At 39.5% G+C, this 13231-nt stretch carries 13 protein-coding genes; 8 read left to right on the plus strand and 5 right to left on the minus strand.

The genetic code is table 11. From position 1 onward, the window contains the following. The first annotated feature begins 130 nt into the window (after positions 1 to 130). A complete protein-coding gene (locus tag AC0L4E_RS14725; protein ID WP_473679800.1) occupies positions 131 to 718 on the plus strand; it encodes a NapC/NirT family cytochrome c in 588 nt (195 codons plus the stop codon). Positions 719 to 778: 60 nt separating this feature from the next. On the opposite strand, the gene AC0L4E_RS14730 is transcribed toward AC0L4E_RS14725, so the two are convergent. The 3 genes from AC0L4E_RS14730 to AC0L4E_RS14740 form a co-directional block, all read right to left on the minus strand. Beyond that, entirely contained in the window at positions 779 to 1129 is a 351-nt protein-coding gene (locus AC0L4E_RS14730) for a HopJ type III effector protein (RefSeq protein ID WP_473679801.1), read from the minus strand. 151 nt (positions 1130 to 1280) lie between these two features. Further along, positions 1281 to 1943, minus strand: a complete 663-nt coding sequence (locus AC0L4E_RS14735) for a cupin domain-containing protein (RefSeq protein WP_473679802.1) — start codon at positions 1941 to 1943, stop codon at positions 1281 to 1283. 271 nt (positions 1944 to 2214) lie between these two features. Continuing rightward, the gene (locus AC0L4E_RS14740; RefSeq protein ID WP_473679803.1) at positions 2215 to 3204 is read right to left on the minus strand and encodes a cytochrome-c peroxidase; all 990 of its coding nucleotides are present in this window, start codon (positions 3202 to 3204) and stop codon (positions 2215 to 2217) included. A 491-nt stretch (positions 3205 to 3695) separates the two neighbouring features. On the opposite strand from AC0L4E_RS14740, the gene AC0L4E_RS14745 reads away from it, so the two are divergent. The 3 genes from AC0L4E_RS14745 (at position 3696) to rpiA (ending at position 6682) form a co-directional block, all read left to right on the plus strand. After that, positions 3696 to 5090: a hypothetical protein gene (locus AC0L4E_RS14745; RefSeq protein ID WP_473679804.1), complete on the plus strand. Its 1395-nt coding sequence runs from the start codon at positions 3696 to 3698 to the stop codon at positions 5088 to 5090. A 12-nt stretch (positions 5091 to 5102) separates the two neighbouring features. Further along, the gene (locus AC0L4E_RS14750) at positions 5103 to 5927 is read left to right on the plus strand and encodes a mechanosensitive ion channel family protein (RefSeq protein ID WP_473679805.1); all 825 of its coding nucleotides are present in this window, start codon (positions 5103 to 5105) and stop codon (positions 5925 to 5927) included. 92 nt (positions 5928 to 6019) lie between these two features. Next, positions 6020 to 6682: a ribose-5-phosphate isomerase RpiA gene (gene rpiA, locus AC0L4E_RS14755; protein ID WP_220751898.1), complete on the plus strand. Its 663-nt coding sequence runs from the start codon at positions 6020 to 6022 to the stop codon at positions 6680 to 6682. Positions 6683 to 6780: 98 nt separating this feature from the next. Here the strand turns inward: rpiA and AC0L4E_RS14760 are convergent, their stop codons facing one another. Beyond that, the gene (locus tag AC0L4E_RS14760) at positions 6781 to 8646 is read right to left on the minus strand and encodes a methyl-accepting chemotaxis protein (protein ID WP_473679806.1); all 1866 of its coding nucleotides are present in this window, start codon (positions 8644 to 8646) and stop codon (positions 6781 to 6783) included. 337 nt (positions 8647 to 8983) lie between these two features. On the opposite strand from AC0L4E_RS14760, the gene AC0L4E_RS14765 reads away from it, so the two are divergent. The 4 genes from AC0L4E_RS14765 to AC0L4E_RS14780 all read left to right on the plus strand — a co-directional run bounded on the left by AC0L4E_RS14765 (position 8984) and on the right by AC0L4E_RS14780 (position 12219). After that, complete coding sequence (locus tag AC0L4E_RS14765; RefSeq protein WP_473681680.1) at positions 8984 to 9499, plus strand: RNA polymerase sigma factor; 516 nt, start codon at positions 8984 to 8986, stop codon at positions 9497 to 9499. Then, the gene (locus tag AC0L4E_RS14770; protein ID WP_473679807.1) at positions 9496 to 10116 is read left to right on the plus strand and encodes a hypothetical protein; all 621 of its coding nucleotides are present in this window, start codon (positions 9496 to 9498) and stop codon (positions 10114 to 10116) included. The genes AC0L4E_RS14765 and AC0L4E_RS14770 overlap by 4 nt, the downstream gene beginning before the upstream one ends. Next, on the plus strand, positions 10113 to 11072 hold the full coding sequence (locus AC0L4E_RS14775; protein WP_473679808.1) for a DUF4097 family beta strand repeat-containing protein: 960 nt from the start codon (positions 10113 to 10115) through the stop codon (positions 11070 to 11072). Before AC0L4E_RS14770 ends, AC0L4E_RS14775 begins: the two co-directional genes overlap by 4 nt. Before the next feature lie 220 nt (positions 11073 to 11292). Further along, entirely contained in the window at positions 11293 to 12219 is a 927-nt protein-coding gene (locus tag AC0L4E_RS14780; protein WP_473679809.1) for a LysR family transcriptional regulator, read from the plus strand. Here the strand turns inward: AC0L4E_RS14780 and AC0L4E_RS14785 are convergent. Then, on the minus strand, positions 12206 to 13102 hold the full coding sequence (locus AC0L4E_RS14785; RefSeq protein WP_473679810.1) for a LysR family transcriptional regulator: 897 nt from the start codon (positions 13100 to 13102) through the stop codon (positions 12206 to 12208). The two genes, AC0L4E_RS14780 and AC0L4E_RS14785, sit on opposite strands and share 14 nt — an antisense overlap. Positions 13103 to 13231 lie beyond the last annotated feature (129 nt).

Consider the following 13231-nt stretch of genomic DNA (forward strand, 5'->3'; position numbering starts at 1 on the left):
ATGATTTAAATAGCTCTTATACTCATTACATCAATACGCTTTTTAGCAGAACTGCAGCTAGTTATTTAATTCATCAACCGAACACAAAGATTCAAACAGTCACTCCATTAACCTAGATTACGGACAAACAATGGAAAAATTAAAAGCATTATTAAATACAGTTTGGCAAGTAATCAAAAAGCCCAGTGTGCATTACAGCTTAGGTTTCTTGGTCATTGGTGGTTTTATTGCGGGGATCATATTTTGGGGTGCATTTAATACCGCTCTTGAAATGTCGAGTACCGAAGAGTTTTGCAGTAGTTGTCATCAAAATGTCTATGAAGAAATGCAACCAACCATACATTTCACTAACCGCAGTGGTGTGCGAGCAACCTGCCATGATTGTCATGTTCCACACAAGTGGACGGATAAAATTGCCCGTAAAATGCAGGCATCTAAAGAAATATGGGCACATCTAGTTGGCTCGATAAATACCCCTGAAAAGTTCGAAGCCAAACGTCGTGAGTTAGCCGAACATGAATGGCGCCGCTTAAAAGCGAACAACTCACTGGAATGCCGAAATTGTCATGAATTTGATTATATGGACTTTACCCGACAATCATCTCGAGCAGCAGAGATGCATTCGACCTATCTAGAAAGTGGCGAGAAAACCTGTATTGATTGTCATAAAGGGATTGCTCACCAATTACCTGATATGGCAGGGGTTGAGGGTTACTAACAATGTCGTCTCCCTCAACTAACACTAGCGCTAAAGCTAGTACTAACTTTAGTGCTTCTGCTAACTTTTCGGCGTTAATGCCGTTTGTGAAAAAGTAATGCCACTCCAACCATTTTGCATAAATTGACGGATATTTTGGTGGTCATTCCCTTCTGGAGTGGCCACTACATCTCGATAATGTTGACCAAATAAACTCAAGGTTTGTTGCTCGTTTAACTGGTGTAAGATACCAAACGCAAACACTTTGCATGAACCGGCATTTTCACCCGCTGCGTTTTGCTGCGCGCCATTACTAAATGCACTAGGGGTAAATTGATAATTCGCTTCAATCACAGCCATTGTTTGTTCAAATTTTAGCTGATCTGGTTGTGCTAAGGATGCGATAAACTGGCTAAGTGTCTGTTGTGCCATAAACTATTTTAAAACCTCTTATGCAATATTAACTCACTGAGAAATAAACTTATCTTATTGAGTTAATTAACTTAAAGAGAACTGCAAGCAAGGTCAATTGAAACAAATTCTTATTGTCTTATTTAATCACAAGCTAACACTGATGTTTAAGCTACTCAGCAGGCATCAAATGACCCACCTTAACCAATATCACTGTATCTTGCTCCACATAGGGATTATGCTGACTTAAATGCGGGCTGCGGATCCAACTGCCAGCAGGATATCTTCCTAGCTCATCAATAAACTCTCCACTAATGACATAAATTTCTTCTCCGCCAAAGTGACGATGTGGCTGAAATTGACAACCTGCAGGCCAAAATACTAAAGCGGTAGATTCAGTTAAATGCTGATGCAATGGCATAACCTGTAAATCGCCTTGGCCTGGTAACCAATCAGTATTACGAGTATCAACTCTAACTTGCTCTGTATCGCTGGGTAAAAATTGGTGTAACTTAACTAATAACTCACAGCCTTGCTCACTAAAGGGCGCATGGCTAAAACCTTCAGGGTTACGAATATAAGTGCCCGCAGGGTAGTCACCTGTTTCATCGGAAAATATCCCAGATAAAACCAAAATCTCTTCGCCTAATGGATGAGGATGCGATGAGAAACTCGCGCCCGCATCATATTTAACAATACTGGTAGCATGGCCGCGCTCCGCTTCTTCACGGGCAAGCCTTTTTCTCCAAACACCTTTTGCTGGGCTTTTATCCCACATCAGTTGCTGAGTGTTTATTACCACCCGCTGACTGAAATCCATATTGATAGTATCCATTACACCAGACTCTTATTATGACTTAATGGCAATATCATAGGCTGAAACACCTTTAAAGCCTAGTCGGCACCTAAAAGTGTGATAGGTACATATTGGTGCTTTTTATTGATTAATAACAATAAAATAAAAAGCCTGCTCAATAAATTGAACAGGCTTTGGGAGGGAGAGTTTACAACGAACTTCAATTAGGTGATGAAACTAATTGAAAATATTCCACTGCTTCAACAACAATGAAGCAGCTTACTGAATATGCCTTTTTAAATAATAGCTGTTATTTAAAAGGCACTGGACGAGGTGTATTGGCATTTGACGGCGGCAAAATTGGTAACATAATTTGCGGCTGGTCACCGGTTAAGCTCTTTAAGAAATCAACCATTTGCTTAGTCTCAGTTTCGCTCATTTCCTGACCTAACTGGATGTCTGCCATTGTGTTAACTGCTTCTTCAAGCGTCCATACACTACCGTCGTGGAAGTACGGGTAGGTAAGCTCAATATTACGTAGTGTTGGTACTTTAAAGACGAATTTATCCGCTTCTTTACCGGTTACGCCTTTACGGCCAACAGCTGGGTTATCGGTATGAAATGGTTTAATTAATCCCATCTTCATGTACATAGTGCCACCAACAGCTGGACCGTTATGACAAGCTACGCAGCCTTTATCTTTAAACAACTGGTAACCAGCTTGAGCGTCAGCTGTTATGGCTTTCTTATCGCCTTCTAGGTACTGATCAAATGGGCTGTTCGGTGTAACTAGCGTCTTTTCAAATACCGCAATTGCATCAGTAATTCGGTCAATATTCACTTCTTCCGAACCATAGATTTCTTTAAAACGTGCAACATAAGCTGGCATTGAAGCAATTGTGCCTACAGCTAAGTCGTGGGTGTAACCCATTTCTTTAGGGTTATCGATAGGACCAGCAGCTTGTTCTTTCAAGTTTGCAGCTCGGCCATCCCAGAACTGCGCCAACATATAATCAGCATTCAATACTGTTGGTGAGTTAATAGGGCCTTCTTGCCACTCATGACCAATAGAAGTTGGTAGAGCATCTACACCACCTAATGATAGGTTATGACAAGAGTTACAAGAGATAAAACCTGACATAGATAAACGTGGCTCAAAGAACAACATTTTACCTAATTCTACTTTTTCAGGCTCAGTGATCACAGCAGGTTTAATCACTTCGATTGGCTCACTGGCTTGTGAAGTAGAGATTGAAAAAATTGAGGCAATTAAAATTGCAACTGAGGTTAGCTTTGTCATAACTAATAACCTTATAGGGTATGTGGTTTAATTGCAGCTATCATATCCACCACTTTTTATTAGTTAAAACGACTAAATCCGATTGAGTCTATCGCGAATTTGGATAATAAAAACGAGACCTAAATCACTGAAAATTATTACAAATAGGATAGGTTAACCACATAATAGATTAGCCACTTAGGCCACATCAAAAAATACCGATTACAACCAAGATAGATCACATTATTTTGTATCAAAAATGCGTCATTTCCAGTTACATCCCCCCTATAAATGCCCTATTCCTATCTAAACAAGCAGAAATTATTCGTGTTGTCCGCACTCTAATTGAATCAAGCGATTAATTTAACCACAATTAACTATGCGAGTAGCTATGCCAGTAACTATGCGAATAACTATGCGAATAACTATGCTAGAGTTAAGTGATACCAATGGAATAATGAGCTTTTTGAAGACATTAGTCGTCAGGAGGCCGAAATGAAGGCTGCCACTAAATGGATGTTCAACTCCCTCTCGTTTCTAAAGCATGGCAAACAATCAAAACCTTATTATCAGGGCAAGCTCACATTAGCCCAGATAGGGATAGTATTGAAGGAAAGCTATCCCTCAAAGAAATCACTCAACTTTATCCTCGTAATAAGCCGATAGCATCAGAAGTAGAGAAAAGTCTGCTTTATAATCCAATAAGACCCGATCGCCAGCCTCAAACAGACACTACTTTCACATCCACTGAGCCAACTGCAGAACTAAGTTCAGAATTAAGCTCAGTACTAAGCTCTGAGCCAAGCTCAGTACTAAGCTCAAAACTAGGCTCAGTTCAACACCCTCAAAAAAACTCACAACAGACGAACCAGAATTTGGTTACCGCTACATCATTGACATATGACAGCCTTTTTATTGGTCGAGATATCCAACGACAAAAAGTCATTGATGCGATAACTCGCTGGAAAAACAATAAAGGAGAGTTAACCGCTGTAATTGGCCCATTTGGCTCTGGTATCAGTTCTTTTTTGAACCAGTTTCATTACCAGTATCATTTAAAAGAGCCGGTCACTTATTTAAGTTTTTATCATGCAGCACTATCCACTAAAGAGGCCATCGCAAATCTGTGCTATTGCTTCAACATTACCGATGAACCTAAATCAATCACTGCGGCTATTTCACTGATTAACCAGCAAGACTCACACATCATTATTATTGATGACCTTCACAAACTAATGTTGAGAATGATGGGAAATTACCAAGCCTTAGTAACGTTCGCCACTGTGATTATGGAAACGAGGCAACAGCATTGCTGGATATTAGGTTGCGAAACTTACGTATGGCATCGTTTATCGTCACAATACTCCATTACTAACTTTGTCAAAACGATAGTCAGATTAGACTACTTTTCTTTGCTAGAACTTAGGGATGTAATCCAGTGTAAAACCACTAATATTGGCCTTAGATTAATCCATGAAGCCAATGAAGATGCTGAAAAAACAGCCTTTGATCAACTCACTAAACAGCTGCACCAAGTCAGTGGTGGCCATAGCAAATTAGCCTGTGTTTTACTGTTTAATGCATTAACGGAAGATCCCAATCACCCTTTAAGCATTGAGCCTATCTGCACGCCTGATACCACCACACTCAAACAATGTTCAGATGAAGATTTATTCAGTCTTGCCGAATTGTATGTCCATGGCGGCTTACGTATATTCCAACACGCCGAGATATTTGCTACTAGCGTAGAGCAAAGCTCATTAAAGCTTGAGTACCTATCACGGCAAGGATTGCTAAAGGCACATTACTCGAAACAAGATTTTGCCCAGCATAATTATGTTATCACCCCCACGTTAACTCGACTTATTGCGACCCATTTAGTCAATCACAACAAGCTTTATTTGTAGGAGTACTCAGTCATGGAAGATTCTCGTAAAGCCTTACAAGCCATATTAGATATCATCTCATTTGATAAACTATTTGCCTTCGCCTTAGTGTGCTTTTTCGCTTGGATAATCATGGTTATTGTACAATTCTCACTGAAGCAGCTAACCATAAAGTTACCCAAATACCGATTACTCTGGAGTCGGTTATACCCTTTCGTACGCCTATTGGTTTGGGCGACAGTGATAATTTACACCATCACTGAAATCATAAACCCTCATGAAAATCTGATTTTAGCCGTTATTGGTTCAATCGGTATTGTGCTTGGTTTGGCCACACAAGAGCCAGCCAAAAACATGATTGCTGGCCTTATTATTATGATTACCCCACCTTATCGAGTGGGCGATATGGTGACGCTGTCAGGTCACTACGGTGAAGTAATTCAACTTGATTGGAGTGTCACTTGGCTGCGTACTTTTGATGATAATACTGTAATGATACCTAACGCTGAGGCGCTTAAAACTGCGGTGTCGAATGCTAACAGTGGTGCATTAGATGAAATGGTGGTGGTAACATTTCATCTCCCCATTGAAGCTGATCACTTAAAAGCAATACAACTGGCAAAAGAGGCAACTCAATGCTCGCCTTATACTTTTTTAGATAAACCCATTACTGTCAATATTGCTACCGATTACCAGTATGGCGAACATCTTATTCAGTTAACGATAAAGGCCTATGTGATGGATATCAGGCTAGAGCGAAAATTTGCCAGCGACATTAATTTTCGTGTTTTAAATGCCTTTAAACAGGCAGAACTTTATTCTATGTCAACTTCTGAGACCGCTGAGGCAATTAATTAAATTACTGCCATATCTTGAACAGCCCGGCATTTGCTATACTCTTGCCAAATTTAATACTTACCATTGCAAATTTGCCACCTTAGGATGTTGATATGACCCAAGATGAAATGAAAAAAGCTGCCGGCTGGGCTGCGCTTAAATACGTTGAAGAAAACAGTATTGTTGGCGTTGGCACGGGTTCAACGGTAAATCACTTTATTGATGCATTAGCAACCATGAAGCATGACATTCAAGGGGCAGTTTCAAGCTCTGAAGCATCGACTGAAAAGCTGAAGCAATTAGGTATTGAAGTGTTCGACATGAACAGTGTTGCAGACTTATCAGTGTATGTTGATGGCGCTGACGAAATCAATGCTCACATGGATATGATTAAAGGCGGCGGCGCGGCATTAACTCGCGAAAAAATTGTTGCTGCAGTAGCAAAGAAATTTGTTTGTATCGTTGATAATACCAAGCAAGTTGACGTGTTAGGCGAGTTCCCTCTTCCAATTGAAGTGATCCCAATGGCACGTTCTTATGTTGCCCGTGAATTGGTTAAACTTGGCGGTGATCCTGTTTACCGTGAAGGTGTAGTGACAGATAACGGCAACGTTATTCTAGATATGTACAACTACAAAATTCTTGACCCTAAGGCTCTTGAAACTCAGCTAAACGCTATTGTAGGTGTAGTGACTAACGGCTTGTTTGCAAACCGTGGGGCAGATGTATTGCTTGTTGGTTCACCAGATGGTGTTAAAACTGTTTTGCCAGAATAAGTAGTCTGAAAGCAAACTGTTTAAACAAATGCGTTTATTAAACACTAAAAAAGCCCAATCATTGATTGGGCTTTTTTTATTGGCTTTAATAAGCGGAATTAACTCACTTTAAATAAGCTCACTGCTTCGTGTAGCGTCTCAGCTCTCTGTCTTACATCTTGGGTGGCTGCAGAGTTCTCTTCGGTGGCATTGGCTGTCTCATCAGCAATATCTCGAATAATCACTACATTCTTATTCACTTCAGCTGCTACCATGCTTTGCTCTTCAATGGCTGTTGCGATTTGAGTGCTCATATCAGAAATAGTTTGCACATCTTGGGTGATAGATTGCAATAAATCCCCAGCTCCAGCAGCTTGCTCGACACTGTCACTGCCTTGTTGCTGACTCGCATCCATTAATTGCACTATTGAGTGGGTTCTCGACTGCAATGTAGTAATAATTTTGGATATTTCCTCAGTGGACTCTTGAGTACGCATAGCAAGGCTTCTCACTTCATCGGCCACTACCGCAAAACCCCGCCCTTGCTCGCCTGCTCTTGCCGCTTCAATGGCGGCATTTAATGCCAGTAGATTAGTTTGCTCGGCAATGCCTCTAATAACATCTAACACACTACCTATGGTTTCGCTGTCGCGCTCTAAATCGCCAACGACTGCTGATGAATCACTTAACTGACTAGCTAAGGTTTGAATTTTCTCAATGGTTTGCTCAACACTCACCAAACCTTGCTGAGCATGATCATTTGTTTCATTAGCTTTAAGCGCAGCTTGCTCTGTATTACTGGCAATCTCTTCAATTGTCGCGCCCATCTCAGTAATAGCTGTGGCGACCATGTCGGTTTCACTCAGTTGTCTCGATACCCCTTCTGAGGCCACGACAGCATTTTGGGTTAACTCTTCGCAAGAGATATTCATCGCATCAACAGATTCATTTACTTGCTCAATCAAGGTCTGAAAGCTAACCACCATGGCATTAAAATGTTTAGCTATTCTAGCGAGTTCATCATTTCTAGTTTCGTCACACCTAAGGGTCAGATCTTTGTTTTTTTCGACTTCAGAAATCACTTTATTAATATCATTAATTGGCACCACAATACTGCGCAAAATCATGTAAGCGAAAACACATAAAATGAAAGTGATTAATATAAATATACTGGCACCTAAGATCAGGGCGTTATTTTCAGCCTCGCTAATTTCTTCATGGGTTTGTTGCTGTAAGGTGGTTAAATCAATATCAGTTTTTTTAATGGCTTCTCTTAATTTGAGCATATCGCCATCGTAAGCACTTAAACCGAACTCTTTTTCTTTACTTGTCAGTAAACCAAAGCTTGTTTGATAAGCATCTACCAGAGAGTTCAATTGTTTTTTAACTTGATAGTCGAGTGTTGAGGCACTTAACTGAGATTTAAACAAGTCGATATTTTTATCAAACCTGTCTAAATAACTTTGAGTGCGGCGCAACATAAAATCTTTCTCGTTTCGGCGCAGTTGTAGCATAGTCACCGATAGTAAGTTTTGATTTTGCTGCTTAAGGATAGATTCAACGTTATGCACCGATTGACGTAAATCACCATACAAACCTGATTTTGGGGTTAAGCCTATTTCTGTTTGCAGAGTTATTAATTCAGTAAATAGCGTTTTATACGTTCGTAAGCTTTGACTAAAACTCATCAAACTTTGCGTGGGCAAGCCTCGTTCAGTCAATGCTTCATCGAGCACCTGTATAATATTATTAATTTCACTAAAAGTACTGTCATGCGCTGTTATATATTTAGTATCTAAACGAGCAAAGAAATCTTTTTCAATCACCCTGAGCTGTAATACTTCGCGCTCAATTTCGGTCACGTGGTTAGCCGCATTAGCTAAGTTCGATTTCACATCACTGGTATATAACTGCAAACCAAACATGGCTGTAAAAGCCACCAGAGACACGGCTACGCTAAGTATTAATTTGGTACGAATTAACATATAAATCCCTAATATCCTTCAGGTACATTAAAAATATAGATGCTTAACTCAGTATTAGACAATTTTTAAGCAAACTAAATTTGTTCTGGTAATACAAGCTATTACTTTATTAGTACAACCTTAACCCTGTATATTTATCGACCAAGTAACGATAATCTTCATATATTTTTAAAATACGAGTAAACCTTTTAAGTACTTGCTAATGTCTAATCTAGTAACTCGCACCCAAACGGATAAAACGGTGAACCTGAATTCCAGCAACATCACTGAACATGATCAGCCACTTCAGCAGCAAACACTTGCAACTGAAATTAGCCATGATCACATCGACGGACCTATGTCTGACGAGGCATTAGTGAACCAAGCAAAATCTGGGAATAAGTCGGCATTTAAAGCCCTATATCAGCGTCACCAAGGTCGGGTGTATGCGATTAGTTTTCGCTTAAGTGGCAGTCATGATCATGCTGACGAAATTTGCCAAGACTGCTTCGTCAGATTATGGCAAAAGTTGGATCAATTTAACGGTGAAAGCCAGTTTACGACTTGGCTGCATAAATTATCGGTTCATCAAGCCATCAACAGCATGAAAGCCAAACAACGTTTTTGGCATCGTTTTTTACCTGATAGCAATATTGTTGAAGAGAATGAGCAAAACACAAGTCAGCAATACGAGTACCACCGTTTAGATAAATTGATCATGAAATTACCAGAAAGAACCAGAGTAGTTTTTGTATTAAGCGCCATTGAAGGCTATCAGCATCAGGAAATTGCAGAGATATTAAATATTGCTGTGGGTACCAGCAAAGCTCAGTACCACAGAGCAAAACAGATGTTACAGGAGATGCTGTCATGAAAAGAACACACTCTAAGCTTCTAGAGCAGCAAGATCATAATAACAGTCAACTTGATGAGCTTATTGCGAGTTTGCCAAAAGAGATAGCACCCCCTAGCGATTTATGGCAAAACATAGATGAGAAAATCAGTGCTAAAACAACTCATAACGTCAGCCATTCAAATAACGCTAGTGATCAGCAGCATTGGAAGATGCTTGCCATGGCAGCGAGTTTAGCGTTTGTAATGGTATTGGGCTGGAAACTCTCAACTCCAGGAGTTAATTCAGTACAAGAAACCGTCACGGTAAATAATGCACTCTCAAACCAATCTACTGAGGATTTAGTTGCATTAGTTGAGCAAATAGCCCTGACACATCAGCAGCAAGTGGCTTCATTTGAAGATAATAAGTTTACTGTCGGCATGCAGCTTGATAATCAAGCTAACCCATTTAATAAAGGTTTTTCAGAGCTAGAGCTAGCATCAAAAGAGATTCAGCAAGCATTAAAAAATGATCCTAATAACAATCAAATGTGGGATTTATGGTTATGGATCATGAAGCGCGAAATTGAATTGTTACAACAGCAACAACGTACTCCAATTAATACGACTCCAACGACTCAAGGAAATGTAATATGAACCCTAAATTTAGCCAGCTACTTGGCCGTATCATCATCGGCTGCAGCGTATTATTAACGCCATTAATCTCCCAAGCTGCAGAGAAAATTGACCGCGAGATAACGGTCTCTTCTAACCCTCAAGTTGAGTTAAAAATTCAACGAGGAAAAGTTGAAATCGTTGGTTGGGACAAAGATATCATCAGTGTTAAAGGCCACTTAGATGAGTTATCTGAAGGGTTTATTTTTGAACAAAAAGGCGATGAAGTCATTATCGAAGATAAACTACCAAGTAGTTACCGAGGTAATAACAAACAAGGTTCAAATATCGTCATCCGTATACCAACTAAATTGATGCTCGAAGCTGAAGGCGTTTCGGCTGATTATGAAATAGAAAAACTCAGTGGCAAAATCGAACTTTCATTAGTCAGTGGTGATATGAAAGTGGAACAACTTGATGGTGAAATCAAACTTAATACGGTATCTGGCAGCATTGAAGCTGAGCAGTTAACAGGTAAAATTGAATTAGAAACTGTATCTGGCGATATCAAAGACAAAGACGTGCAAGGTAAAGCAAAGTACCGTCTGGTCAGTGGCGAACTTGAGTCTGAAAATAATTTAGTCACTGACTTAAGCATTGATCAAGTTTCTGGTGATGTCGAAGGCAGTTTTATTGCTGCAGAAAAAGTCAAAGTCGTCACAGTTAGCGGTGATATTGAAGTTAAGCTTAGTGACGCAGTATCTAAAGTGTTATTAGATACAGTCAGTGGTGACATTGAAGTAAAGTTTACCAATATGCCAAATTTATCATTTGAAATTGATGGCGGCCCAGGTGGCAAAATTGAAAACCGCTTAACAAACGATAAACCGATGAAAACAAAATACTCATCAAGACAATCTATTCAGTTTAAAACCCAACAAGGTGACGGTAGCTTTAATGCCAGCACCATTAGCGGAAAAGTCAGTTTAGAGAAGTAATTTAATCGACATTAACGACTAAATTACAAACTGCCCTTAATAAACAGCCCTTAATAAAGATCAATTAAGGGCTTTTTTATATGATTAATAAAGCCCCCTAACCTTTCAATAACCACACTATTTCGACATTTCATTCATTCCACAATACACTGTAAAAACCAATAAGCTATTACCTTTAAATACAATGAATAAAACGCCGTTTGAAATGTTGGATCTTAATTTGATCACAGTTTTTTTCATCTTGTATGAAGAGCTAAATACTCATAAGGCTGCAGAGCGACTCAATATGAGCCAACCTGCGGTAAGTCGCGCCTTACAAAAGCTGCGTGATAGCTTTAATGACCCAATTTTTGTCAAAACCCGACACGGCCTTACCGCCACCGATAAAGCCCACTTCTTAGCTCAGCGTCTGCCTAATACTTGGCAAGAACTGACAGATATTATTAATCACGTAGAGAAGTTTGAACTTAGCGAGGTAACAGGCAGACTTAATGTCACTTTACATCCAGCCTTGATCGGTTTAATCAGCGATAAATTATTTTTAGCACTGCACCAAGTCGCCCCAAATGTTGAATTAGTCATCTCTGTTTGGAATAACGATACAGAACAAGATTTATTAGCTGGTAAGCAAGATGTGGCCGTGACGATGCTATCGCCAAAATTGTCGAAAGAAATGACAATTAAATCAATGCCGACTCTTCATGCCAGAGTCTACCTAAATAAGCAGCATCCATTAGCAAGTCGAACCATTGATGAGCGGGCATTCACACAGTACCCGCTGGCGGTACTGCATGTACCAGGTTGGAATGAAAACACGACTTATGTTGAAAAGTACCTTGAACAAATGGGGTTAACACCGACAAATGCATATCGTAGCCCACATCCAGACTCGATTTTAAACGTCATTGCTAAAACAGATTTACTCCATGCAGCAGGCGCTCAATATCATGGTGTTGATAATAGTAAGGTGCTAAGTAAGCCCATCTATATCGAGCAAAAAGCAGTCAAGTTTCATAGTTACTTTTGCCACCATTATCGCCATCGAAACAAGCCCTTATTTCAATGGTTATTTGACACCATAAACCAGATTATTACCGAGCAACATCATGCAGAAAAAACCTTAAATAAACCCTTTAATCCGGGTTGATGAAATCTATAAATGCATTTGCCGCTGGTGTTAAACGGCGGTTTTTTAAATGCACAATGCTAAAAGACGCTTGAATATTTGGCATATCCACCACAGATAACGCCACTAAACTCCCTGACTTAATCTCCTTTTTTACCGAAACATCTGGTGCTAATGCGACTAAATCGCACTCGGTTAATGACTCTTTAATCGCCTGAAATTGTTCAAATTTTACTAATCCGGAAAAGTCATCACGATATCTCGAGAACAAGTCGCCAAATTGATCAAATAAAGGCTTTGGCAGCGCCGAAGGAATCGCAATAGGATAGCTTTTAATGTCTTCTAGGGTCAGTGCCGTATATTGCGCTAAAGGATGCTCCGCTCGACAACAAAATATAGCCTGAAAACTCGGTAACGGGATCACTTCAATATCTTCACGATGATCCAATTCAGTTGCTTTGGTTTCGGCAATAAATAACGATAATTCTGCTTTACATAACTGCTGATATAAAGAAAGCCAATTACCCACTTTTAATTCAACATTCACATTAGGGAAAGAATGAATAAACTGGCCAATAGTTGGGCCAACAATACTGTTTAACGGAATAGCACTTGCGCCAACAACTAATTCCCCGGTGTCTAAACCTTGAATTGCTTTTATTTCACGTTTTAAAAAATCGACATCTCGAATAATTCGGCTTCCATGTTCAACAACCACTTCGCCAAAAGGCGTTAATGTGACGGAACGTGATGTTCTTTCTAATAATTTTGCTCCAAGTAAATCTTCCATTTTTTGAATACTTCTTGATAAGGAAGGTTGAGCCAAATTTAATTCTAGCGCTGCCCTATGAAAATGCTTTAAATCGGCAACGACTAAAAAATGTTTTAAATGACGCAATTCCATAACAATCCCAAATATATAAAAACAGACAAAAATCATAGATTAATAACAATTACGTCAACTTACCCACTAAGAACAAATACAGCAAACTTCAATTAAAAATAACAAAAACCAATAATTAACTGAATATTA

This window comes from Shewanella sp. GJ50-10 (assembly GCF_055808815.1).

Bases quoted from the DNA above. Each gene is read 5' to 3' on its own strand.
- AC0L4E_RS14725 (WP_473679800.1), top strand. From the start codon at position 131: ATGGAAAAATTAAAAGCATTATTAAATACAGTTTGGCAAGTAATCAAA.
- AC0L4E_RS14730 (WP_473679801.1), bottom strand. From the start codon at position 1,129: ATGGCACAACAGACACTTAGCCAGTTTATCGCATCCTTAGCACAACCA.
- AC0L4E_RS14735 (WP_473679802.1), bottom strand. From the start codon at position 1,943: ATGGATACTATCAATATGGATTTCAGTCAGCGGGTGGTAATAAACACT.
- AC0L4E_RS14740 (WP_473679803.1), bottom strand. From the start codon at position 3,204: ATGACAAAGCTAACCTCAGTTGCAATTTTAATTGCCTCAATTTTTTCA.
- AC0L4E_RS14745 (WP_473679804.1), top strand. From the start codon at position 3,696: ATGGATGTTCAACTCCCTCTCGTTTCTAAAGCATGGCAAACAATCAAA.
- AC0L4E_RS14750 (WP_473679805.1), top strand. From the start codon at position 5,103: ATGGAAGATTCTCGTAAAGCCTTACAAGCCATATTAGATATCATCTCA.
- rpiA (WP_220751898.1), top strand. From the start codon at position 6,020: ATGACCCAAGATGAAATGAAAAAAGCTGCCGGCTGGGCTGCGCTTAAA.
- AC0L4E_RS14760 (WP_473679806.1), bottom strand. From the start codon at position 8,646: ATGTTAATTCGTACCAAATTAATACTTAGCGTAGCCGTGTCTCTGGTG.
- AC0L4E_RS14765 (WP_473681680.1), top strand. From the start codon at position 8,984: ATGTCTGACGAGGCATTAGTGAACCAAGCAAAATCTGGGAATAAGTCG.
- AC0L4E_RS14770 (WP_473679807.1), top strand. From the start codon at position 9,496: ATGAAAAGAACACACTCTAAGCTTCTAGAGCAGCAAGATCATAATAAC.
- AC0L4E_RS14775 (WP_473679808.1), top strand. From the start codon at position 10,113: ATGAACCCTAAATTTAGCCAGCTACTTGGCCGTATCATCATCGGCTGC.
- AC0L4E_RS14785 (WP_473679810.1), bottom strand. From the start codon at position 13,102: ATGGAATTGCGTCATTTAAAACATTTTTTAGTCGTTGCCGATTTAAAG.